Below are 22,239 nucleotides of genomic sequence, written 5' to 3' on the forward strand. Positions count from 1 at the left end.
CCACCATCCAAAAATCACAGGAAGTAAGCATGACTATCAGTGCCACCCACGAAGCGGGCAGCATCGCTCCCAACAGTTCGTTCGCCGGCGCCATCGAAGCCGACGCCGTGATCATCGGCGCCGGTCCGGTCGGCCTGTTCCAGGTCTTCGAACTCGGCCTTCTCGAAATCAAGGCCCACGTCATCGATTCGCTGCCGGCCGTCGGCGGCCAGTGCGTGGAACTGTACCCGGACAAGCCGATCTACGACATCCCGGCCGTGCCGGTGTGCACCGGCCAGGAACTGACCGACAACCTGCTCAAGCAGATCGAGCCTTTCGAGCCGACCTTCCACCTGGGCCAGGAAGTGACCACCGTCCAGCGCCGTGAAGACAGCCGTTTCAACGTCGAGACCTCGACCGGCACCCGTTTCATCACCAAGACCATCTTCATCGCCGCCGGCGTCGGTTCCTTCCAGGCGCGTACCCTGAAGGTCGACGGCATCGACAAGTTCGACAACGAGCAGCTGTTCTACCGCGTCAAGGATCCGGCACTGTTCGAAGGCAAGAACCTGGTCATCTGCGGCGGCGGCGACTCGGCCCTGGACTGGGCCCTGAACTTCGTCGGCAAGGCCGAATCGGTGGTGCTGGTGCACCGCCGCGAAGACTTCCGCGCCGCCCCGGCCTCGGTCGCCAAGATGAAGGCCTTGTGCGACGAGTACGAGATGCAGCTGATCACCGGCCAGGTGACCGGCTTCGACGAGAAGGACGGCAAGCTGAGCGAAGTGAAGGTGACCGGCGCCGACGGCGTGACCCGCCGCGTGCCGCTGGACATGCTGCTGGTCTTCTTCGGCCTGTCGCCGAAGCTGGGCCCGATCGCCGAGTGGGGCCTGGACATCGAGCGCCGCCAGCTGAAGGTCATGGACACCGAGAAGTTCGAGACCAACGTGCCGGGCATCTTCGCCGTGGGCGACATCAACACCTACCCGGGCAAGAAGAAGCTGATCCTGTCGGGCTTCCACGAAGCCGCGCTGGCCGCCTTCGGCGCCGCGCCCTACATCTTCCCGGACAAGAAGATCCACATGCAGTACACGACCACGTCGCCGAAGCTGCACAAGATCCTGGGTGTGGAGACGCCGGTGTTCGACTAAAACACGTCGTTTCAGCCGACCAGCATGCCGCCCTGATGGGCGGCATTTTTTTTGCCTGGTACGCAAAGAACTTGGGTTCCGGCCGTCGCCGGAACGACGGTTTTAGGCAAGTGGCCAAGTCATCAGTCGCCATTACCTCAGCACGTCGTTGCGGCGAAGGCCGGAACCGAAGCTTGCCTGAAGACCACAAATCTCCCCTTTTGTGCGTTCAGTAACCCCCACCCAACAAACTTCCCGTTACAAACACGGGCATGTCAACTTATGTGGGGAGCCTCACCGAAGCGCACTGCACAAATATGCTACAAGTGAACCATACCGTTGCAGCCGACTGAAAACGACTGTTTCCACAAGTAAATCAATCCCATATAATTGATTGCAGTTACGCGCAAACGATTGCGACGCGCACTGTCCACTGAAGGATTTATTTATGCTTTACCAACTGCACGAGATGCAACGCTCCTTCCTGACCCCGCTGATGCAGTGGGCCGATGCGTCCTCGAAACTATTCTCCAACCCCGTCTCGCCGTTCGCGCACACCCCTTTCGCCCAGCGTATCGCCGCCGGCTACGAGCTGATGTACCGCTTGGGCAAGGACTATGAAAAGCCGGCCTTCGGCATCCATTCGGTCAAGATCAAAGGCGAAGACGTCGGCATCATGGAACGCACGGTCGTCGAAAAACCGTTCTGCAAGCTCCTGCATTTCAAGAAGGACATGGGCGACCAGGCCTTCGCAGCGCTGGACCAGCCGAAGGTGCTGGTGGTCGCGCCCCTGTCGGGCCACCACGCCACCCTGCTGCGCGACACCGTGCGCGCCCTGCTGGTCGACCACGACGTCTGCATCACCGACTGGACCGACGCGCGCATGGTGCCGCTCTCGAGCGGTCCCTTCCACCTGCACGACTACATCTATTACGTGCAGGACTTCATCCGCTTGCTGGGCCCGGACGTGCACGTGATCTCGGTGTGCCAGCCGACCGTGCCGGTGCTGGCCGCGATCTCGCTGATGGCGTCCAACAAGGATGCCAAGCTGCCGAAGACCATGACCATGATGGGCGGCCCGATCGACCCGCGCAAGTCGCCGACCGCGGTCAACGACCTGGCCACCGAAAAGCCCTTCTCGTGGTTCGAGAACACCGTGATCTATTCGGTGCCGGGCAACTACCCGGGCTTCGGCCGCAAGGTCTATCCGGGCTTCCTGCAGCACGCGGGGTTCATCGCGATGAACCCGGGCCGCCACGCCCAGAGCCACCGCGAGTTCTACCAGCACCTGGTGCGCGGCGACGACGATTCGGCCGAGGCGCACCGCCAGTTCTACGACGAATACAACGCCGTGCTGGACATGCCGGCCGAGTACTACCTCGAGACCATCAAGACTGTGTTCCAGGAACACCGCCTGCCCAAGGGCACCTGGGAAGTCGGCGGCCAGCTGGTGCGTCCGCAGGACATCGAGACGGTGGCCCTGATGACCGTGGAAGGCGAGCTGGACGATATCTCCGGCCTGGGCCAGACCAGCGCGGCGCACGAGCTGTGCAGCGGGATTCCGAAGGATAAGCACCTCAAGTTCGTGGCGCCGAAGTGCGGGCACTATGGCATCTTCTCGGGCCGCCGCTGGCGCGAGATTATTTGTCCGAAGATTACGGAGTTTATTCAGGCGAATCGCTGAACTGTTCGGCGGAATGGAAAATGCCGCGAGATCGCGGCATTTTTTTGCGCTGAAGGTAGGCTGCGAACTTGGGTCCCGGCCTGCGCGGGGACGACGGTTTTTAGGCGAGTGGCAGGATTCGGGCTGATTCCGTACTGTCACCCTCACTCAACGTCGTCCCGGCGCAGGCCGGGACCCAAGTTCCCAGAGCAGTGTTAGCTCACCTCACCACCACCACCTCCGTCACCACCCCCGTCGCAATCGCCACCAGCGCATAGCTGGCCCCCGCCTGCACCCACTGGTGCCCCGGCGGCGGCTCGCTCAGCTTGTGGGCGCGCCAGTTCTCGATCACATAGTGATGGGTGCGGTAGCGCGGCGGCAGCTGCTCGCCGCGCTTGAGTTCGCCATTGCTTTCCACGCTGCGGTAGCGCGCTTTGCCCTTTTCCCCTTGCTGCCCCCCGGCGTCATGCAGCGCGGCCTGCGGCGCGCCGTGGGAGCGCTGCTGCGCGTGCGCCCCGGGGCCGCTCGACAGGAGCGCGGCAAGCAAGACCGGTACGATCAACTCGTTCATCTCAACGCCCTCCTCGGTTCTCTCTCTCGTCTTCGCCCACTAGACCATGGACGCCGCGAATCGTCTGTTCGCTCGGCCACCATACTGCCGGGAATGCTGCGCCGGCGGCGCACCGGACCGCGCCGTCGCATCGCATGGGGTTTTGGCGGATAATGTCGGCTTTACCATGAACGCTCCGCCGTGACCAGCGCTGTGACCGAATCCCTCGCCGACCAGATCGAAGACCTGCTGCCGCAGACGCAATGCACCAAGTGCGGCTATCCCGCCTGCCGCCCGTACGCGGAGGCGATCGCGCGCGGCGAGGCGGAGATCAACCAGTGCCCGCCGGGCGGCATGGAAGGCGTGCGCCGCCTGGCCGCCGCCACCGGCCGCAAGGTGATCCCGATCAATCCGGCCAACGGCGCCGAGCGTCCGCGTCCGGTCGCCTTCATCGACGAGTCGCTATGCATCGGCTGCACCCTGTGCATCCAGGCCTGCCCGGTGGACGCCATTCTGGGCGCGGCCAAGCAGATGCACACCATCCTGCCCAGCCTGTGTACCGGCTGCGACCTGTGCGTGGCGCCCTGCCCGGTCGACTGCATCTCGATGGTTCCCGTGACGGGCGAAGCAACGGGCTGGGACGCCTGGTCGCAGGAGGCGGCCGACGCCGCCCGCGCGCGCCACGATTTCCGCGCCGAACGCCTGCAGCGCGAACGCGAGGAGAACGAGGCGCGCCTGGCCGCCAAGGCCCTGGAAAAGATGCGCGCGGTCACGGCCGAGGCGGCCAACACGCCGGAAGAACTGGCCGAGAAGGAACGCAAGCGCGCCATCATCGCCGCCGCCATGGAACGCGCGCGCCAGAAAGCCGCCGGCACCCCGCCGGCCGACAAGAATTGATGTCCCGATGAACCCTGCCAAACGCCTCGAGATCTTCACGCGCTTCCGCGCCGCCAACCCCAAGCCCACCACCGAACTCGAATTCACGACGCCCTTCGAGCTCCTGATCGCGGTGCTGCTGTCGGCCCAGTCGACCGACGTCGGCGTCAACAAGGCCACGCGCCGCCTGTATCCGGTGGCAAACACGCCGCAAAAGATCCTGGACTTGGGGCTGGAGGAATTGAAGTCCTACATCTCGACGATCGGCCTGTACAACACCAAGGCCAAGAACGTGATGGCGACCTGCCAGATCCTGGTGGAGCAGTACGGCGGCGAGGTGCCGCCTTCGCGCGAAGCCCTGGAATCGCTGCCCGGAGTGGGCCGCAAGACCGCCAACGTGGTGCTGAACACCGCCTTCGGCGAGCCGACCATGGCGGTCGACACCCATATCTTCCGCGTGGCCAACCGCACCAAGATCGCGCCGGGCAAGAACGTCGACATCGTCGAGCAGAAGCTGCTCAAGTTCGTACCGAAGGAATTCCTGCACGACGCCCACCACTGGCTGATCCTGCACGGACGCTACACCTGCGTGGCGCGGCGCCCGAAATGCTGGAACTGCCTGATCGTGGACTTGTGCGAGTACAAGGACAAGACGCCGGCGCCCGCCGGCGTGCTCGATCCCGCGGCCCAGGCGGCCGAAGCCTAAGCCACCCGGCGCAGCGCCGGACGGGCGCGCGGCGCGGCCAGCGCCTTGGTGGTCGCCGGCGCGGTAGACGCTTGCGCCTCGTCCAGCTTGAACACGCTGACCACCTCGGTCAGGGCCACGGTCTGCTCGCGCAGCGACTGGGCCGCCGCCGCCGCTTCCTCGACCAGGGCCGCGTTCTGCTGGGTGGCCGAATCCATCTCGCCGATCGCCACGTTGACTTGGGCGATGCCGGCGCCCTGCTCCTGGCTGGCGGCGCTGATTTCCGAAATGATGTCCATCACGTGGCGCACGCTGTCGACGATCTCGCTCATCGTCGCGCCTGCTTCACCGACCAGGCGATTCCCGGCTTCCACGCGTTCGCTTGATTCGCCGATCAGGGCCTTGATTTCCTTGGCCGCGGTGGCCGAGCGCTGCGCCAGGTTGCGCACCTCGCTCGCCACCACCGCGAAGCCGCGGCCCTGCTCGCCCGCACGGGCGGCCTCGACCGCCGCATTCAGCGCCAGGATATTGGTCTGGAAGGCGATGCCGTCGATGACGCCGATGATGTCGACGATCTTGCGCGACGAGGCATTGATCGAGGCCATGGTGTCGACCACCTGCTCGACCACCTTGCCGCCCCTGGCGGCCACGTCGACCGCCGACACGGCCAGCTGGCTGGCCTGGCGCGCGTTGTCGGCATTCTGCTGCACGGTCGAGGTCAGTTCTTCCATCGAGGATGCGGTTTCCTCGAGCGCGCCGGCCTGCATCTCGGTACGGCTGGACAGGTCGAGGTTACCCTGGGCGATCTCGTCGGAAGCGACGGCGATGGTCTCGGCGCCCCCGCGCACCTGCAGCACGATGCGGTTGAGGCTGGCGGACATGTCCTTCAGCGCCAGCAGCAGCTGGCCGGTTTCGTCGTCGCTGCGGATGCTGATCTGGGTGCGCAGGTCGCCCGCCGCCACGCTCTTGGCGGCTTCGACGGCCTCGCCCAGCGGGCGGGTGATCGAACGCGACACCAGCACGCCGGCCACCACCGCGGCTACCGAACCGAGCAGCATGAACAGGTAGCTCAGGAAGGTGGCGCGGGCGCCGAGTTCGCCGGCCTGGGCGGCGCTGGCGGCGCTGCGCGCGGACATGGCTTTCTCGGCCTGGTCCAGCAGTTCGGCCGGTGCACGGTCCTTGCCCTTGACCGCGGCGTCGCCCGCGGCGGGATCGAAACCGGCGGCTGTGAAGTCGGCGTAGCCGCGGCGGTAATCCTGGCCCATGGCCGCGTGGGCGGCGCCGAAACGGCTGACCAGTTCCTGCACTTCCCCAGCCGGCAGGCGGGCCTGCAAGGCTTTCACCTGGCCGCCGACCTCCGCTTCGCTTTTCTGGAAAGCGTCCCAGTACTTCTTGCGCTGCTCTTCGTCCTTGCCGCGCAGGAGGGTGTTCTTCCATTCCTGGAGCTGCTTGCGGAACTCCGACAGCAGGGACTGCACCCGTTGCGCCTCGCCGGCCTGCGTGACGGCGGTACGGTAGCTGTCGACCGAGCGGTTCATCTGCGCCACGCCGAAGAAACCGGCGCAGGCAACCAGCAAGGTAACGGCGGCAAAGCCAAGCGGCAGCTTGCGGCTCAATTTCATGGATATCCCCTGTAAAGTAAGTGTGCATCCGCACAATCGATACTTCCAGTCTATCCAGTTACACGACCATGGAAAAAGTTTATCGCTGTAAATACTCACCCATTCTCACCCACTGTCTCGGCCGTGCAACGAGCCCACAGTGTGAGCAAGTGCCCACCTTCTACAGCAGGACCATGTTATCGCGATGCACCAATTCAGGGCCTTCGACGAAGCCCAGGATGCCCTCGATCTCGCTCGAGGCGTGGCGCATGATGCGGCGCACCTCGCTGCTGGCGTAGTTGGTCAGCCCGCGCGCCAGCGCCCGGCCGCCCTCATCGACACAGGTGATCACCTGGCCGCGGCCGAATTCGCCGTTCACCGCCAATACCCCGATCGGCAGCAGCGACTTGCCTTCTCGGGTCAGCTTCTGAGCCGCGCCGGCGTCGATCACCACCTCGCCGGTGGTATGCAGGTGATCGACCATCCACTGGCGGCGCGCCGTCAGGCGACCGGTGGCGGCGGTGAGCTGGGTGCCGATCGCCTCGCCCCGGGCCAGGCGGGTCAGGACGTCTTCCTCGCGCCCCCAGGCGATCACAGTGTGGGCGCCGGAGCGGGCGGCGCGGCGCGCGGCCAGCACCTTGGTCAGCATGCCGCCGCGCCCGATGCTGCTGCCGGCGCCGCCGGCCATGGCTTCCAGCGCCGGATCGCCGGCGCGGGCTTCGCCGATCAGCCGCGCTTGCGGGTCCTTGCGCGGATCGGCGGAGAACAGGCCGCGCTGGTCGGTCAGGATCACCAGCGCGTCGGCCTCGATCAGGTTCGCGACCAGGGCGCCGAGGGTGTCGTTGTCGCCGAACTTGATCTCGTCGGTCACCACGGTGTCGTTCTCGTTGATGATCGGGACCACGCCCAGGCGCAGCAGGGTGGTGAGGGTCGAGCGCGCGTTCAGGTAGCGTTCGCGGTCGGCCAGGTCGGCATGGGTCAGCAGCACCTGGGCGGTCTTGATGCCGTGGGTGCGGAAGCTGGTTTCGTAGATCTGGGCCAGGCCCATCTGGCCGACGGCGGCGCAGGCCTGCAGCTCGTGGATGTCGGTCGGGCGGCTGGCGAAGCCCAGGCGCAGCATGCCTTCGGCGATCGCGCCGGAAGACACCAGCACGACTTCCTTGCCGAGGGCGCGCAGGGCAGCGATCTGGGACGCCCAGCGGGCGATGGCGGTGTGATCCAGGCCCTGGCCCTCGTTCGTGACGAGCGAGGAGCCGACCTTGACGATGATGCGGGAGGAGGACTGGAGGACGGAGTTCATGGCGACAGGATTTTCCCTCGCGGCCGCAGGGCCAGCAGGGAGAGTCCTGCCAGCAGCTCGACCGCGCAGACGACAAATAATACGCCCGTGGGCAGGCCGATCGCAAACGCTGCGACCAGGCGGCCGGCCGGCTGGGCCAGGAGGAATACTGCGGTGAGGTCGCCGAGGACGGGTTGGTCAACCTGTCTGGACGCCAGCAGAGCCAGCCCCGCGGTGGCGAGGCGCACTCCGACGTAGATGGCGTAGAACTGGCTGTAGCCGTTCACGCCAACGAGAAACAGACCCATCGAGGTGGCGATGCGGTCGGGGTCGAGCATGGCCGCGAGCGCGGCCAGCGAACTGGTGGTCGCGACCAGCTGCAGCAGCTGGACGCGCCACCAGGCGCGCTTGGATGACGCGGGCGCAGCCAAGGACGCTGCGGTATCAGTCTTCAAGGATCTTGAAGCGGGGATCGTCCGGATCGATGGACGAGATGGTGCGCGCTTCCTCGGTCATCTGCTTTTCCTCGGCGCGCTGTTCGACGTGGCGCTTTTCTTCCAGGTACTGATAGATCGCGTGCACCAGGTCTTCGCAGCCTTCGCGGTTCAGGGCCGAGATCTCGAACACCGGGCCCTTGAAGCCCATGCGCTTGACGAAGTCCTTGGCGACCTTCTTGCGCTCTTCTTCCGGCACCACGTCGAGCTTGTTGAGCACCAGCCAGCGCGGCTTGTTGAGCAGCTCGGCGTCGTACTTCTCGAGTTCCTTGACCAGGGCCTTGGCTTCCTTGACCGGATCGGTCTTGCCGTCCATCGGCGCCACATCGACGATGTGCAGCAGCAGGCCGGTGCGCGACAGGTGGCGCAGGAACTGGTGGCCCAGGCCGGCGCCTTCGGCGGCGCCCTCGATCAGGCCCGGAATGTCGGCGATCACGAAGCTCTTCGCGTGCGACACGCGCACCACGCCGAGGTTCGGATGCAGGGTCGTAAACGGGTAGTCGGCGATCTTCGGCTTGGCGTTCGAGACGGCGGTGATGAAGGTCGACTTGCCCGCGTTCGGCATGCCCAGCAGGCCCACGTCGGCCAGCACCTTCAGCTCCAGGCGCAAGGTGCGGCGCTCGCCTTCCTTGCCCTCGGTCTTCTGGCGCGGCGCGCGGTTGGTCGAGGTCTTGAAGTGGATGTTGCCCCAGCCGCCCTCGCCGCCCTTGGCCAGCAGTTCGGTCTGGCCATGCTCGGTCAGGTCGGCAACGATCTCGCCGTTGACGTCGTCGACGATCAGGGTGCCCACCGGCATGCGCAGGGTGACGTCTTCCGCGCCCTTGCCGTAGCAATCCGAGCCGCGGCCCGGTTCGCCGTTGCGGGCGTTGTGCACCTTGGAGTAGCGGAAGTCCACCAGGGTGTTGATGTTACGGTCGGCGACCACCCAGATCGAGCCGCCCTTGCCGCCGTCGCCGCCGTCCGGCCCGCCGAATGGGCGGAACTTCTCGCGACGGAACGAGGCGCACCCGTTGCCGCCGTCGCCTGCGATGACTTCAATTCTTGCTTCGTCGATAAACTTCATGGTGACCGCCAAAAAACTAAAAAGGCCCTACCGTGGGCAGAGCCTTTCGATGGAAGGCTTGCGCCTTACAAAGAGCGCCGCGTGTCGCGGCGCGTGCGTAAATTACGCTGCGACTGCTTCGTTCGCAACGACGGTCACGAACTGCTTCGAGCCCACGCCTTGCTTGACGAACTTGACCGTGCCGTCCACCAGGGCGAACAGGGTGTGGTCCTTGCCGGTACCGACGTTGGCGCCTGCGCGCACCGGGGTACCACGCTGGCGGATGATGATGCCGCCGGCGTTGATCGCCTGGCCGCCGTACACCTTCACGCCAAGGCGTTTGCTTTCTGAATCACGGCCGTTTCGCGTAGTGCCGCCGCCTTTTTTGTGTGCCATTTCTAATGCTCCTTATGACTGGGTGTCCGGACGGCGATTAGCCGTTGATCGAGACGATCTGGATTTCGGTGAAGTTCTGGCGGTGGCCCTGACGCTTCTGGTAGTGCTTACGACGGCGCATCTTGAAGATACGGACCTTGTCGTGACGACCATGCGAAACCACTTTCACCAGCACCGAAGCACCGTCGACCAGCGGAGCACCAAACTTGATGCTGTCGCCCGCGCCAACGGCGAGGACCTGATCGATCGTGAGTTCGGAACCAATGTCTGCCGGTATCTGTTCTACTTTGAGTTTTTCGCCAGCGACAACTTTGTATTGCTTGCCACCGGTTTTTATGACCGCGTACATGATTGAGAAACCTCGTTAAATGTTAAAAGAATCCCAACGGCGCACCAGCGCAACACTGCTCGCTGGACTGCTTGGATGCCGGGGAACAGAGGATTATACATAAATTGCTGCCACGCGTCAAAGTGACATCCAGGCGGCCGGACGGCGTGGCAGCAGACCAACGGCAGGGGCGCGCCGCCGAGCAGGACGGGCGCTGCTGGCTTATCGTATAATCGCCGCAATTGATAAAAACTCATCGCATCACTGTCTATCTATTGCAGGTTCGCCTTGTCAGCCGCTATCCCACACGCCCAACAACACTCCCTCACCTCCTCCATCGCGACCGACATGGAGGCCGTCAACACGGTGATCCGGCAGCGCCTGCATTCGGAAGTGAGCCTGGTGAACCAGATCGCCGAATACATCATCAGCGCCGGCGGCAAGCGCATCCGCCCGGTGCTGGTGCTGCTGCTGGCGAATGCCTACGGCTACCGCGGCACGGCGCACCATGAACTGGCGGCGGTGGTGGAGTTCATCCACACCGCGACCCTGCTGCACGACGACGTGGTCGACGAATCCTCGATGCGCCGTGGCCGCCAGACCGCCAATGCCCTGTTCGGCAACGCCGCCTCGGTGCTGGTCGGCGACTTCCTGTACTCGCGCTCCTTCCAGATGATGGTCGGCCTCGACAACATGCGCGTGATGCGCATCCTGTCCGACGCCACCAACGTGATCGCGGAAGGCGAAGTGCTGCAGCTGCTGAACATGCACGACCCGGACGTGACCGAGGAAAGCTACCTGAACGTGATCCGCTCCAAGACCGCCAAGCTTTTCGAGGCGGCGGCCGAGCTCGGCGCCCTGGTGGCCGGCGCGAACGACGAGCAGATCTCCGCGGCCGGCGAATACGGCCGCTCGCTGGGCACCGCCTTCCAGCTGATCGACGACGTGCTCGACTACGCGGGCGACGCCGCCGAGATCGGCAAGAACGTGGGCGACGACCTGCGCGAAGGCAAGCCGACCCTGCCCCTGATCTGGCTGATGGAACATGGCAGCAGCGAAGAACGCGAGCTGGTGCGCACCTGCATCGAACAGGGCGACGAACAGCATTTCGACGCCGTGCTGGCGGCCGTCACCTCGAGCGGCGCCCTGGCATATACCCGCACCCAGGCCGAGCAGGCGGCGCAGCGCGCGGCCCGCGCCATCGAGGCCTTGCCGGACACCGAATACAAACGCAGCCTCTTGCAGCTCTGCAGTTTCGCTGTTGACAGGAACCACTAAAGCGACTAAAGTAATGCCTTCCCGAGATGACAGAAATGCCATCTCAAACCGTCGGGGTGTAGCTTAGCCCGGTAGAGCGCTACGTTCGGGACGTAGAGGCCGGAGGTTCGAATCCTCTCACCCCGACCACGAATTCGCTTGTTCACGCGAGCACTTGCAAGGCCCATCGATCGATGGGCCTTGTTCGTTTCCGGGTCCATATTTTCTTCCCATGCCGCCGTCCGGCGCGCGCACTGCCGCCAACGTATCGGCAACACAACAATACGCGCCCGCAGTTCACAGAACTTAGCGACAAAAAGCCTGGCGATCCGGGCTTTTTCCGTTCCTTGCCAGTTCGCCATCGACACGGAGAGTTTTCGAGAGTATTTCTATTATTGCCGAATGGCATTAATTGCGCGCCAGCGCCTTTGCGAACCCACCTCGAACATCATCATGAAACTCTCGAACATGAAAGTAGGCACCATGCTCGGCACCGGCTTCGCCCTGGTCCTCGGGCTCTTGTGCGTCATCCTCGTCGGGGCCCTCTACGGCATGGCCGATATGCGCGGCAGCACGCGCCAGATTACGGACAACAACCTGCGCGTGGAACTGGCGAACGTCCTCATCGACACTATCCGCAACCGCGCGATCCAGGTCCGCAACATCGGCCTGCTGACCGATCCCGCGGCGATGGCGGCGCAGCAGCGCGCCATGAACGACGAAGCCGCCACCTACGCCAAGACCTGGAAGGAGCTGGCGCCCCTGTTCGACCAGCCCGGCGCCCTGCCCGAGGAAAAGGCCGCGCTGGCCCAGGTGGCGGCGGCCGAGGCGGCCGCCGTGCCGGTGCTGGCGAAGGCCACCCAGCTCGGCCTGGCCAACCAGAGCGAGGAAAGCACCCGGGTCCTGACCACCGAGCTGCAGGTGCTGCAGGACCAGTGGATCGCCGCCACCAATGCGCTGATCGTCCTGGAAGGCAGGCTCAACAAGGAAGCGGGCGAGGCTTCGCTGCTGGCCTATGAGCGGGCGCGTAACATGAGCATCGGCCTGAGCTGCCTGGCGCTGGTGGCCGGCGTGCTGGCCGCGGCCGCCATCACCCGCACCCTGCTGCGCCAGCTCGGCGGCGAGCCGCGCTATGCGGCCGAGGTGGCGGCGCGCATCGCCGCCGGCGACCTCGCCTCCCCGGTCGAGGTGAAGGCGGGCGACAGCACCAGCATGATGGCGGCCATGCAGGCCATGCGCGACAAGCTGGCCGGCATCGTCGTCCAGGTGCGCGGCGGCACCGACGCCATCGCGTCAAGCTCGGCCCAGGTCGCGGCCGGCAGCCAGGACCTGTCCTCGCGCACCGAGGAACAAGCCAGCTCGCTGGAAGAAACCGCCTCCTCGATGGAAGAGCTGACCGGCACCGTCAAGCAGAACGCCGACAACGCGCGCCAGGCCAACCTGATGGCCGATGCCGCTTCCAGCGTGGCCCAGAAAGGCGGCGCCGCCATCGGCGAAGTGATGGGCACGATGGCCGATATCAGCGCCTCGGCCAGCAAGATCCGCGACATCATCGGCGTGATCGACGGCATCGCCTTCCAGACCAACATCCTGGCGCTGAACGCCGCCGTGGAAGCGGCCCGCGCAGGCGAACAGGGCCGCGGCTTCGCCGTCGTCGCGACCGAGGTGCGCAACCTGGCCCAGCGCTCGGCCGGCGCCGCCAAGGAAATCAAGGGATTGATCGAAGACTCGACCAGCAAGGTCGAGAACGGCAGCCGGCAGGTGGACGCGGCCAGCGCCACCATCCTCGAGATCGTCGACAGCGTCAAGCGCGTGACCGACATCATGAGCGAGATCAGCGCCGCCAGCCTGGAGCAGACCGTGGGCATCGAGCAGATCAACCAGGCCATCGCCTCGATGGACCAGGTGACCCAGCAGAATGCCGCCCTGGTCGAGGAAGCGGCGGCCGCATCGGAAGCGATGCAGGTGCAGGCGGCGCGCCTGAGCGATGCGGTCAGCGTGTTCCGCCTCGACGGCACGCAGGCCGCGCCCGCCCCGGCGGCCCCGCTTGCAAGCGCACGCTCGGGCCCGAAGGCCTTGTCCACCGCAAAGCCCGCGAAGCCACTGTACGCGGCCAGGTCCGCGCCCCAGCGCCAGGCGGCGGCCACCGCCGACGCCGACGGCTGGGAAACCTTCTGAATCCCCGCACGCCCGTGCAGCGATGCCGGGCGTGCATTTCCCTTGGACGCCACGCAAGCCCCGGTGTCCCCGCCCTGCCGCGGCGCCCCCCAACCGCCGCCTTTCTTAACTTACGCCAGAGTCCGCTCGTCCGCTCCCTCTACTGTATTGCTTGCTACCGCCTGATGCGCCTGCGACGGGACGTCAACGTAGCCCACCGATACGAAAGGAGAACTCCATGGCGAGTTTCGGAGTGGAAGCAATCCGGTACTTCAATCATGCGCGCGCCGCCGGCATCAGCACGGCGGGAGACCTGACCTACACCTTCAACCGCAGTAACGGCTTCGACGCGAAGCTGCGCTCCGCCGGCCACACGCGCTCGTTCTACTGGGCCAACACCGACGTCTGGGAAACCGACATCCGCGACCTCGACCAGGGCGGCGACGACCGCAACTGGGTCGACAACGTCGACCTGTTCTGGATCGAGACCCACGGCGGCCACGAAGCCAACGGCAACGCGCGCATGCTGTACGACACGGCGCGCACCAACTGGCGCACCTATTCCAACGGGTGGCAGCTGGGCGAGGACTGGAACAACGAGTGGGTGATGGCCTATTCCTGCGAGACGGTGGACCTGAACCGCGTCACCGGCCTGTGGAACATCTTCGCGCGCATGCACATCTACTGCGGCGCCTGGGGCAACATGTGGGACGGCATCACCACCGACGAGTGCGGCGAAGACGTGGCCGACAAGCTGACGGACGGCGACACCGTCTGCCACGCCTGGCACAACGGGGTCTCGGACTGGTGGGTCGACAACCATCCCATCACCGTGTGCGTCGGCGATGCGGCCACCTGGAACGGCGGCAATATTCGCTGGGACCGCTCCTACCTCAACCGCGACCACCTGTGGGGCGAAGGAAGCGTCGACCCCGACCTGGCGCCTGCCCAGCAGGCATGTCTCCTGTGGATGTGGACGGAGGGCTGACCATGAACGACCAACACCTGACCGACAGCCTGGCCAAGAGCCTGAGCGCGAGCCTGTCTTCGGCCCAGCCCGGCGCCACAGCCATCCCCGCGCGCGCCGACATCGTCGCGCTGCGCCAGCTCACCCGCGACGAGACCCGGGCGCGCATCAACCGCTTCCTGAACACGATCGAGGAAAGCGGCACCTGTCCCACCGACCGGGCCCACGTCCTCGATCGCGGCGACCGCAGCCTGGTCCACCTGCCGGAAGGCGCGCGCGCCACCGTCTACCATGCCTCGGGCGCGCTGGAATACCGTTCCGGCCTGGCGCCCTTCGCCGCGCCCTTCGAGCGCCTGGAGCAATCCGCCGTATTGGTGCGCCGCCTGGGCGAAGCCGCCGAGCGCCTGAAGCTGGCATCCTGGAGCGAACAAGGCGGCAGCCTCGCCTTCGAGCGCCTGTGGCAGACCAAGGCGCAGGGCGCGGACCGCGAGGAGCGCGTGTCGCAGCCGCTGCTGGTGCGCGCCACCGGGGCCTGGCGCCACGCAGTGGCAGGGATTCCCGTGCTGGGCGCGGCCTCGGCCGCGCTCACCCTGGCGGGCGACGGCCGTGTCGACGGGCTGTCGGTCAACGTGCGTCCGCTGCTGGGCGAGGTCCTGGACAGCGCTCCCATCATCGGGCAGGACCAGGCCATCCGCCAGGTCGTCGAACGCCTGATCGGCCTGCTCGGCCGCGCCAGGGATCCGTTGCCGGCGGACGTGATCGACTACGCTCTCATGCAGTTCGGCTACCTCGACACCGGCCGGCGCAAGTCCCAGCGCCTGCTGGCGCCGGCCTTCGTGGCCCAGATCGCGCTGCGCCACAAGCAGGAACGCCAGGCCTACGTGATTGCGGTGCACGCCACGGCCCGCCCTTACATGGAGCTGCCGCTGTACGGCGTCGACTCCGTGCTCACCGCGACGCGCGGCGAACACTGCAAGCCGGCCCTGGCTTGAGGCGCGGCCGCTGCGCCGCGGCTCAGGCTTCGGCGCAGCGGACCTCGTCAAGCAGCTTGCGGATCTCGGGCACGCATGAACCGCAGTTGCCGCCGGCGCGCACGCAGGCGGTGACGTCTCCCGAGGTCTTCAGGTCCTTGTCCCGTATCGCCAGCATGATGGTGTTGCGGCCCACGCCGAAGCAGGAGCAGACCGTGGGCCCCGGGTCCGGCCCCTGCTTGGGCGCGCGCGCCGCCAGCAGGGTCGCGCGCTCCATCGGGCCCAGCGCTTCCAGCTCGAACAGGCTGCCCAGCCAGGCGCGCGAGGGTAAATCCGGGCGGCGCGACACGAACAGGCAGGCCTGCAGGCGGCCCTCCAGCACCAGGGCCGCGCGCAGCATGCCTTCCGCCTTGTCCTCGTATTCGATCCAGTCGGCGTCCTCGCCCGCCCCCAGCAGGGCGCGGGCGCGCTCGGGCGAGACCGCTTCGCGCCCGCCCAGTTCGTAGCGCACGAAGCCGCTGCCGCGCACCAGCGTCCAGTTGGCGATACGCTCCAGTCCCAGCTCCTCGCGGCTGAGAATGAAGCCGTGCCAGGCCACGCCGAAGGGCTCCACCCGCACCGGGGTGTGCTTGAACTCCGGTTCGCCCGAGACCGGGTCGACGTCCGGGTTGACCAGGGCGCCGACGCGCGCATCCGACGCCGTCTGGCCGTTCCAGTGGATCGGCACGAACACCGAACCGCGCGCGATGCCGCCGCCATGGACCACGCGCGCCACCATCGCGCCCCAGGCGCTGCTCACGCGCGCCAGCTCGCCCTCGCGCACGCCGGCCAGCAGCGCATCGTGCGGATGCAGGTCGACGAAGGGTTCGGGCGCGTGCCCGGCCAGGCGCGGCGACTTGCCGGTGCGCGTCATCGTGTGCCACTGGTCGCGCAGGCGGCCGGTGTTCAGGGCCAGCGGGAACTCGCCGCCTGGCTTGCCCTTCGGCAGGCGTGGCGCGGTCGGGACGAAGCGCGCGCGCCCGCCCGGATGCGAGAAGCCGCCCTGCGCGAACATGCGCGCCGTCCCCGTCGTGCGGCTGGCCAGTGGCCACTGCACGGGCTCCAGCGCATCGTAGGCCAGGCGGTCCATGCCCACCAGCGGATCGAGGCGGAAGGCGCGCGGCAGCGCGTCCGGTGCATTGCGCCAGGCCGAGAGGCGCGCATGCTCGTCGAAGATCTCGTGCGCGCCGAGGTACTCGAAGCCGGCATAGCCCATGCGCTGGGCCACGCCGCACAACGCCTGCCAGTCGGCGCGCGCCTCGCCCGGCGCCGGCAGGAAGGCGCGCTGGCGCGAGATGCAGCGCTCGGAATTGGTGACCGTGCCGTCCTTCTCGCCCCAGGCCAGGGCCGGCAGCAGCACGTCGGCATAGGCGGCGGTGTCGGTGTCGCCCACCACGTCGGACACCACGACCAGTTCACAGGCGTCCAGTGCACGGCGCACCTGGTCGGCGTCGGGCAGGCTGACCACCGGGTTGGTGGCCATGATCCACACCGCCTTCACCGTGCCTGCTTCCACCGCGCGGAACAGGTCGACCGCCTTCAGGCCCTGTTTATCGGCGATGCGCGGCGCATCCCAGAAGCTGCGCACGGCCTCGCGGTGGGCGGCATTGTCGATGTCGAGGTGGGTCGCCAACATATTGGCCAGGCCGCCCACTTCGCGCCCGCCCATGGCGTTCGGCTGGCCGGTCAGCGAGAACGGGCCCATGCCCGGCTTGCCGATGCGGCCGGTCAGCAAATGGCAGTTGATGATGCTGTTGACCTTGTCGGTGCCGCTGCTGGACTGGTTCACGCCCATCGAAAAGGCGGTGACGGTTTTTTCCGTCGCGGCGAACAAGGCGTAGAACTCGCGCAGCAGCATGGGGTCGAGGCCGCAGGCGCGCGCCACCAGGTCGGGGTCCGCGCCCTCTTCGCCGGCCACGGCCAGCGCGCCTTCCAGGCCTTCGGTATGGGCCGCAACGAATCCCGTATCAACGACACCGTGACGCGCCAGATAGCTCAGCAGGCCGTTGAACAGCCAGACGTCGGTGCCCGGCTTGACCGGCAGATGCAGGTCGGCCAGCTCGCAAGTGGCGGTGCGGCGCGGGTCGACCACGACGATGCGCAGTTCCGGGCGCGCCTCCTTCGCCCTGGCAATGCGCTGGAACAGGGTCGGGTGGCACCAGGCGGCGTTCGAGCCGACCAGCACGATCAGGTCGGCTTCCTCGAAGTCCTCGTAGCAGCCGGGCACCACGTCCTCGCCGAAAGCGCGCTTGTGTCCCGCCACGGCGGAGGACATGCACAGGCGCGAGTTGGTGTCGATGTTGGCGCTGCCCACATAGCCCTTCATGAACTTGTTGGCGACGTAGTAGTCCTCGGTCAGCAGCTGGCCGGAGACGTAGAGCGCCACCGCGTCCGGTCCGTGCTCGGCGATGATGGCCGAAAAGCGCTGCGCCACCCGGTCGAGCGCCTCGTCCCATCCGGTTCGGCGCAGCCTGCCCTCCTCGCGGACGGCAGGATGCAGCAGGCGTCCGCCGAGGTCCAGGGTCTCGCCCAGGGCCGAGCCCTTGACGCACAAGCGGCCGCGGCTCGCCGGATGCAGGACGTCGCCTTCGATCAGCGCGCCGGCGCCGCCGGCCGGGGTGGCCTTGATGCCGCAACCCACGCCGCAGTAAGGACAGGTGGTGCGGACTGGTTTGAGGTGCATGTCCATCATGGATCCTTTAGGCCGCTTCGCACAGGGCCGGCCCGAACAGCAGCCGGTCGCGGAAGGCGCTGATGTCGGCGCGCCGCTGGATCAGCTCGAAGTACCAGGGACCGTCCGAGACGTCGCCATACAGCACGGCGCCGGTAACGCGGTTGTCCGCCAGCACCAGGCGCTTGTAGACGCCGGAACGGCGGTCGCGCAGCACCAGGTCTTCGCTGCCGGCGCCGCCGACGATGTCGCCGGCCGAGTACAAATCGATGCCGGTGACCTTCAGCTTGGTGGCGGTGGCCTGCTGCACGTAGCGGCGGTGGCCCAGGCCGGCCAGGTGGGCGGCGCAGACGCGCGCCTGGTCCCAGATCGGGGCCACCAGGCCGAAGGTGTTCTTGCGGTGCTGGACGCACTCGCCCACCGCGTAGATGCGCGGATCATAGGTCTGCAGGGTGTCGTCGACCACGATGGCGCGCTCGACGTGCAGGCCGGCTTCCTTCGCCAGCGCCACATTGGGACGCACGCCGGCCGCCATCACCACCAGGTCGGCCGCGCATTCACCGCCGTCGGCGAAGCGCACGCCCTCGACCCGTTCCTCACCCAGGATGGCGGCGGTCTGGCTGGAGAGCTGGATGCGCAAGCCGCGGCATTCCAGGGCGGCCTTCAGCAGCAGCGAGGCATCGCCGTCGAGCTGCTGGTTGAGCAGGCTGCCGGTCAGGTGCACCACGGTGACCTGCATCCCGCGTCGCAGCAGGCCGTTGGCCGCTTCCAGGCCCAGCAGGCCGCCGCCGATCACGACCGCGTGGCCGCCCGCGCGCGCGGCCCGCAGCATGGTCTCGACGTCGTCCAGGTCGCGGAATCCCACCACGCCGGGCAGTTGCGATCCCGGCACCGGCACGATGAAGGGCTGGGAGCCGGTGGCCAGCAGCAGGCGGTCGTAGGCGACCTCGCGGCCGCTCGCCGCGCGCACCCTGCGGCGCTGGCGGTCGATCGCCACCACCGGGTCGCCCGCGTGCAGGGCGATGCCCTGCTCCGCATACCATGCGCGGGTATGCAGCACGATGTCCTCGAAGGCCTTCTCGCCGGCCAGCACGGGCGAGAGCATGATGCGGTTGTAGTTCACCCGCGGCTCGGCGCCGAACACGGTGATGTCGTACATGCCAGGCGCAAGCGCCAGCAGCTCCTCGACGGTGCGCATGCCGGCCATGCCGTTGCCCACCACCACCAGTTTCTGTTTTACGCTGCGATCCATACCTTGCCCCCTTCGAGGCGCGCCGGGTAGCTGGCCACCGAGCGCTCGGGCGCTTCCAGGCATTCGCCGCTCTGCAGGTCGAAGTGCTGCTTGTAGATCGGCGAGGCGACCACGATGCGCTCGCCGATGCTGCCCACCAGGCCGCGCGAGAGCACGGCGGCTTCCGAGTTCGGATCGTAGTTATCGATCGCGAACACGCGCGGTTCCTGCTCGCCGAGGCGGAACACCGCCACCTGGCGGCCGTTCAGCAGCGCGGCCACGCCGGTGTCGGGGACGATCTCGTCGATGGCGCAGATGGCGGTCCAGTTGTCCAGTTGAAGATCACGGTGCATGGTAGTCCTCCTTCGAAATGTGCTTATGCTGCGCTGGCGATGGGAATGACGCGGCGGCGCTCGTCGGGGTCGGCCGGGCGGATCTGGCCGCGCTCCGGCACGAACACGACATTGCTGTCGCCCTGCTCGCTGTTGACGAAGTGGCGGAAGCGGCGGCGCACGGCCGGATCTAGGACGGCTTCCTTCCATTCGCAGGCATAGGTGTCGACCACGTGCCGCATCTGGGCCTCGAGCTCCTCGGCGATGCCCAGCTTGTCCTCGATCACGACCTGCTTCAGGTAATCCAGGCCGCCTTCGAGGTTCTCGCGCCACACGCTGGTGCGCTGCAGGCGCTCGGCGGTGCGCACGTAGAACATCAGGAAGCGGTCGATGTAGCGCACCACGGTGGCGTCGTCCAGGTCGGACGCAATCAGTTCCGCGTGGCGCGGCTTCATGCCGCCGTTGCCGCACACGTACAGGTTCCAGCCCTTGTCGGTGGCGATCAGGCCAACGTCCTTGCCCTGGGCTTCCGCGCATTCGCGGGTGCAGCCGGAGACGCCGAACTTGATCTTGTGCGGCGCGCGCAGGCCCTTGTAGCGGTTTTCCAGGGCGATGGCGAAGCCGACGCTGTCGCCCACGCCGTAGCGGCACCAGGTCGAGCCGACGCAGGACTTCACGGTGCGCAGCGACTTGCCGTAGGCGTGGCCGGATTCGAAGCCGGCCGCGATCAGCTCTTCCCAGATCGCGGGCAGCTGCTCCACGCGGGCGCCGAACAGGTCGACCCGCTGGCCGCCGGTGATCTTGGTGTACAGGCCGTACTTCTTGGCCACCTGCCCCACCGCGATCAGGCCGTCGGCGGTCACTTCGCCGCCCGGCATGCGCGGCACCACGGAATAGGTCCCGTCCTTCTGGATGTTGCCGAGGAAGTAGTCGTTCGAATCCTGCAGGCTGGCATGCTTGGGTTTCAACACGAAGTCGTTCCAGACCGAGGCCAGGATATTGGCCACGGTCGGCTTGCAGATGTCGCAGCCCAGGCCCTTGCCGTGGCGGGCCAAGAGCGCGCCGAAGCTCTGGATGCCTTCCACCCGCACCAGGTGGTAGAGCTCCTGGCGCGAATACGGAAAGTGCTCGCACAGGTGGTTGTTCACCGCCACGCCCAGCTTCTTCAGCTCCGCGTTCATCACCTGGGTCATGAGGGGGACGCAGCCGCCGCAGGCCGTACCGGCTTTCGTACAGCTCTTCAGGGCGCCGACCGTGGTGGCGCCGCCCGCCACCGCCTCGCACAGCGCGCCTTTCGAGACGTCGTTGCAGGAACAGATCTGGGCGCCGGCCGGGAGCTTGTCGACGCCGATGGCGGGACGCTCGAGACCGCCGCCGTCCGGCAGGATCAGGAACTCCGGCGCCTCGGGCAGCTCGATGCGGTTGAGCACCGTCTGCAGCAGCGAACCGTAGGAAGCGGCGTCGCCCACCAGCACCGCGCCCAGCAGGTACTTGCCGCACTCGGAGGTGACGATTTTCCTGTAGACCTGCTTGCGCTCGTCCAGGAACTGGTAGCTGCGGCAGCCCGGCGTGGCGCCATGGGCGTCGCCGATGCTGGCCACGTCCACGCCCATCAGTTTGAGCTTGGTGCTCATGTCGGCGCCGGCGAAGTCCGCGTCGGTGCCGAGGATGTGGCGCGCGGCCGTGCGCGCCATGTCGTAGCCCGGCGCCACCAGGCCGAACAGCTGGCCGTTCCACAGGGCGCACTCGCCGATCGCGTAGACATGCGGGTCGGTGGTCAGGCAGCGGTTGTCGATCACGATGCCGCCGCGCGAGCCGATCGCCAGCCCGGCCTTGCGCGCCAGTTCGTCGCGCGGACGGATGCCGGCCGAGAACACGATCATGTCCGTGTCCAGGTGGCTGCCGTCGGCGAACTGCATGCGGTGGGTGCCCTCCTCGCCGTCGACGATGGCGAGCGTGTTCTTCTGGGTGTGCACGCCCACGCCCAGCTCCTCGATCTTGGCGCGCAGCAGGCGCGCGCCCGGCTCGTCGACCTGCACCGCCATCAGGCGCGGCGCGAACTCCACCACGTGGGCGGCCAGGCCCAGGTCACGCAGCGCTTTCGCACATTCAAGGCCGAGCAGGCCGCCGCCCACCACCACGCCGGTGCGCGAGCGGGCCCCGCACTCCTGCATCGCTTCCAGGTCCTCGATGGTGCGGTAGACGAAGCAATCCTTGCGGTCCGCGCCCGGCACCGGCGGCACGAAGGGGTAGGAGCCGGTGGCCAGCACCAGCTTGTCGTAGGCCACCTGCTCGCCGTTCTCCAGGCTGACGCTGCGGGCGTCGCAGTCGACCGCGACGACCTTCGTGTTCAGGCGCAGGACCACATCCTCGCGCTCGAAGAAGCCCGGTTCGACCAGCGACAGCGCGTCCGCGCTCTTCCCGGCAAAGAATTCCGACAGGTGGACCCGGTCGTAGGCCGGGCGCGGCTCCTCGCCCAGCACCGTGATGCGCAGCCCAGGGCGCGCTTCCTTGGCCAGGGTTTCGACGAATTTGTGGCCCACCATGCCGTGGCCGATGACGACGATATGCATGTTCTACTCCTTTATGCTGCA

General features: G+C 66.9%; 19 protein-coding genes and 1 tRNA gene. 9 read left to right on the forward strand and 11 right to left on the reverse strand.

All coding sequences use genetic code 11. From position 1 onward, the window contains the following. The first annotated feature begins 29 nt into the window (after nucleotides 1-29). Together KBW98_RS06440 and KBW98_RS06445 are read left to right on the forward strand one after the other, a co-directional pair. Nucleotides 30-1,127 (forward strand): NAD(P)/FAD-dependent oxidoreductase, encoded by a 1,098-nt coding sequence (locus KBW98_RS06440; protein WP_229429022.1) that lies wholly within the window; start codon nucleotides 30-32, stop codon nucleotides 1,125-1,127. A gap of 427 nt (nucleotides 1,128-1,554) precedes the next feature. Next, nucleotides 1,555-2,790, forward strand: a complete 1,236-nt coding sequence (locus tag KBW98_RS06445) for a polyhydroxyalkanoate depolymerase (RefSeq protein ID WP_211519301.1) — start codon at nucleotides 1,555-1,557, stop codon at nucleotides 2,788-2,790. Nucleotides 2,791-2,989: 199 nt separating this feature from the next. Here the strand turns inward: KBW98_RS06445 and KBW98_RS06450 are convergent, their stop codons facing one another. Further along, complete coding sequence (locus KBW98_RS06450) at nucleotides 2,990-3,340, reverse strand: RcnB family protein (protein WP_211519302.1); 351 nt, start codon at nucleotides 3,338-3,340, stop codon at nucleotides 2,990-2,992. A gap of 192 nt (nucleotides 3,341-3,532) precedes the next feature. Here KBW98_RS06450 and rsxB point away from each other — a divergent pair, with 192 nt between their 5' ends. Together rsxB and nth are read left to right on the forward strand one after the other, a co-directional pair. Continuing rightward, nucleotides 3,533-4,216 (forward strand): electron transport complex subunit RsxB, encoded by a 684-nt coding sequence (gene rsxB, locus KBW98_RS06455; protein ID WP_211519303.1) that lies wholly within the window; start codon nucleotides 3,533-3,535, stop codon nucleotides 4,214-4,216. A gap of 7 nt (nucleotides 4,217-4,223) precedes the next feature. Next, nucleotides 4,224-4,901, forward strand: a complete 678-nt coding sequence (nth, locus tag KBW98_RS06460; RefSeq protein ID WP_211519304.1) for an endonuclease III — start codon at nucleotides 4,224-4,226, stop codon at nucleotides 4,899-4,901. Here nth and KBW98_RS06465 read toward each other — a convergent pair. The 6 genes from KBW98_RS06465 to rplU form a co-directional block, all read right to left on the reverse strand. Next, complete coding sequence (locus KBW98_RS06465) at nucleotides 4,898-6,502, reverse strand: methyl-accepting chemotaxis protein (protein ID WP_211519305.1); 1,605 nt, start codon at nucleotides 6,500-6,502, stop codon at nucleotides 4,898-4,900. The two genes, nth and KBW98_RS06465, sit on opposite strands and share 4 nt — an antisense overlap. Nucleotides 6,503-6,662: 160 nt before the next feature. Further along, nucleotides 6,663-7,781, reverse strand: a complete 1,119-nt coding sequence (gene proB, locus KBW98_RS06470) for a glutamate 5-kinase (RefSeq protein ID WP_211519306.1) — start codon at nucleotides 7,779-7,781, stop codon at nucleotides 6,663-6,665. Then, nucleotides 7,778-8,215, reverse strand: a complete 438-nt coding sequence (locus tag KBW98_RS06475; RefSeq protein WP_229429023.1) for a hypothetical protein — start codon at nucleotides 8,213-8,215, stop codon at nucleotides 7,778-7,780. The genes proB and KBW98_RS06475 overlap by 4 nt, the downstream gene beginning before the upstream one ends. Beyond that, nucleotides 8,205-9,317: an Obg family GTPase CgtA gene (gene cgtA, locus KBW98_RS06480; RefSeq protein WP_211519307.1), complete on the reverse strand. Its 1,113-nt coding sequence runs from the start codon at nucleotides 9,315-9,317 to the stop codon at nucleotides 8,205-8,207. Before cgtA ends, KBW98_RS06475 begins: the two co-directional genes overlap by 11 nt. A 102-nt stretch (nucleotides 9,318-9,419) precedes the next feature. Continuing rightward, nucleotides 9,420-9,692: a 50S ribosomal protein L27 gene (rpmA, locus tag KBW98_RS06485; RefSeq protein WP_005668438.1), complete on the reverse strand. Its 273-nt coding sequence runs from the start codon at nucleotides 9,690-9,692 to the stop codon at nucleotides 9,420-9,422. A 37-nt stretch (nucleotides 9,693-9,729) separates the two neighbouring features. Further along, complete coding sequence (rplU, locus tag KBW98_RS06490) at nucleotides 9,730-10,041, reverse strand: 50S ribosomal protein L21 (protein WP_211519308.1); 312 nt, start codon at nucleotides 10,039-10,041, stop codon at nucleotides 9,730-9,732. Between the two features lie 327 nt (nucleotides 10,042-10,368). Between rplU and ispB the strand changes: the two genes are divergently transcribed. The 5 genes from ispB (at nucleotide 10,369) to KBW98_RS06515 (ending at nucleotide 15,393) form a co-directional block, all read left to right on the forward strand. Then, entirely contained in the window at nucleotides 10,369-11,298 is a 930-nt protein-coding gene (gene ispB, locus KBW98_RS06495) for an octaprenyl diphosphate synthase (protein WP_373888914.1), read from the forward strand. A gap of 52 nt (nucleotides 11,299-11,350) precedes the next feature. Then, nucleotides 11,351-11,427, forward strand: a tRNA-Pro gene (locus KBW98_RS06500). Nucleotides 11,428-11,730: 303 nt separating this feature from the next. Further along, nucleotides 11,731-13,455 (forward strand): methyl-accepting chemotaxis protein, encoded by a 1,725-nt coding sequence (locus KBW98_RS24135; protein WP_307727584.1) that lies wholly within the window; start codon nucleotides 11,731-11,733, stop codon nucleotides 13,453-13,455. Between the two features lie 217 nt (nucleotides 13,456-13,672). Next, complete coding sequence (locus tag KBW98_RS06510; RefSeq protein WP_211519310.1) at nucleotides 13,673-14,422, forward strand: DUF6345 domain-containing protein; 750 nt, start codon at nucleotides 13,673-13,675, stop codon at nucleotides 14,420-14,422. A gap of 2 nt (nucleotides 14,423-14,424) precedes the next feature. Beyond that, the gene (locus KBW98_RS06515) at nucleotides 14,425-15,393 is read left to right on the forward strand and encodes a hypothetical protein (protein WP_211519311.1); all 969 of its coding nucleotides are present in this window, start codon (nucleotides 14,425-14,427) and stop codon (nucleotides 15,391-15,393) included. A 22-nt stretch (nucleotides 15,394-15,415) separates the two neighbouring features. Here KBW98_RS06515 and KBW98_RS06520 read toward each other — a convergent pair whose 3' ends face one another. From KBW98_RS06520 to nirB, 4 genes are read right to left on the reverse strand one after another with little or no spacing between them, the layout of a single operon-like run. Further along, nucleotides 15,416-18,094, reverse strand: coding sequence for a molybdopterin-dependent oxidoreductase (locus KBW98_RS06520; protein ID WP_373888915.1), 2,679 nt, complete (start codon nucleotides 18,092-18,094; stop codon nucleotides 15,416-15,418). A 16-nt stretch (nucleotides 18,095-18,110) separates the two neighbouring features. Beyond that, nucleotides 18,111-19,334, reverse strand: a complete 1,224-nt coding sequence (locus tag KBW98_RS06525) for an NAD(P)/FAD-dependent oxidoreductase (protein ID WP_211519312.1) — start codon at nucleotides 19,332-19,334, stop codon at nucleotides 18,111-18,113. Next, a complete protein-coding gene (gene nirD / locus KBW98_RS06530) occupies nucleotides 19,319-19,666 on the reverse strand; it encodes a nitrite reductase small subunit NirD (RefSeq protein ID WP_211519313.1) in 348 nt (115 codons plus the stop codon). The genes KBW98_RS06525 and nirD overlap by 16 nt, the downstream gene beginning before the upstream one ends. Before the next feature lie 23 nt (nucleotides 19,667-19,689). Next, nucleotides 19,690-22,218: a nitrite reductase large subunit NirB gene (nirB, locus tag KBW98_RS06535; protein WP_211519314.1), complete on the reverse strand. Its 2,529-nt coding sequence runs from the start codon at nucleotides 22,216-22,218 to the stop codon at nucleotides 19,690-19,692. Nucleotides 22,219-22,239 lie beyond the last annotated feature (21 nt).

Origin of the sequence: Massilia sp. ST3 (assembly GCF_018119405.1) — a bacterium.
Lineage (GTDB): Bacteria > Pseudomonadota > Gammaproteobacteria > Burkholderiales > Burkholderiaceae_D > Telluria.

Coding starts and splice junctions, on each gene's coding strand:
- KBW98_RS24135 (WP_307727584.1), top strand. CDS start 11,731: ATGAAACTCTCGAACATGAAAGTAGGCACCATGCTCGGCACCGGCTTC.
- rpmA (WP_005668438.1), bottom strand. CDS start 9,692: ATGGCACACAAAAAAGGCGGCGGCACTACGCGAAACGGCCGTGATTCA.
- KBW98_RS06510 (WP_211519310.1), top strand. CDS start 13,673: ATGGCGAGTTTCGGAGTGGAAGCAATCCGGTACTTCAATCATGCGCGC.
- KBW98_RS06525 (WP_211519312.1), bottom strand. CDS start 19,334: ATGGATCGCAGCGTAAAACAGAAACTGGTGGTGGTGGGCAACGGCATG.
- KBW98_RS06465 (WP_211519305.1), bottom strand. CDS start 6,502: ATGAAATTGAGCCGCAAGCTGCCGCTTGGCTTTGCCGCCGTTACCTTG.
- KBW98_RS06445 (WP_211519301.1), top strand. CDS start 1,555: ATGCTTTACCAACTGCACGAGATGCAACGCTCCTTCCTGACCCCGCTG.
- nth (WP_211519304.1), top strand. CDS start 4,224: ATGAACCCTGCCAAACGCCTCGAGATCTTCACGCGCTTCCGCGCCGCC.
- ispB (WP_373888914.1), top strand. CDS start 10,369: ATGGAGGCCGTCAACACGGTGATCCGGCAGCGCCTGCATTCGGAAGTG.
- KBW98_RS06440 (WP_229429022.1), top strand. CDS start 30: ATGACTATCAGTGCCACCCACGAAGCGGGCAGCATCGCTCCCAACAGT.
- proB (WP_211519306.1), bottom strand. CDS start 7,781: ATGAACTCCGTCCTCCAGTCCTCCTCCCGCATCATCGTCAAGGTCGGC.
- nirB (WP_211519314.1), bottom strand. CDS start 22,218: ATGCATATCGTCGTCATCGGCCACGGCATGGTGGGCCACAAATTCGTC.
- KBW98_RS06515 (WP_211519311.1), top strand. CDS start 14,425: ATGAACGACCAACACCTGACCGACAGCCTGGCCAAGAGCCTGAGCGCG.
- cgtA (WP_211519307.1), bottom strand. CDS start 9,317: ATGAAGTTTATCGACGAAGCAAGAATTGAAGTCATCGCAGGCGACGGC.
- KBW98_RS06520 (WP_373888915.1), bottom strand. CDS start 18,094: ATGCACCTCAAACCAGTCCGCACCACCTGTCCTTACTGCGGCGTGGGT.
- KBW98_RS06450 (WP_211519302.1), bottom strand. CDS start 3,340: ATGAACGAGTTGATCGTACCGGTCTTGCTTGCCGCGCTCCTGTCGAGC.
- nirD (WP_211519313.1), bottom strand. CDS start 19,666: ATGCACCGTGATCTTCAACTGGACAACTGGACCGCCATCTGCGCCATC.
- rplU (WP_211519308.1), bottom strand. CDS start 10,041: ATGTACGCGGTCATAAAAACCGGTGGCAAGCAATACAAAGTTGTCGCT.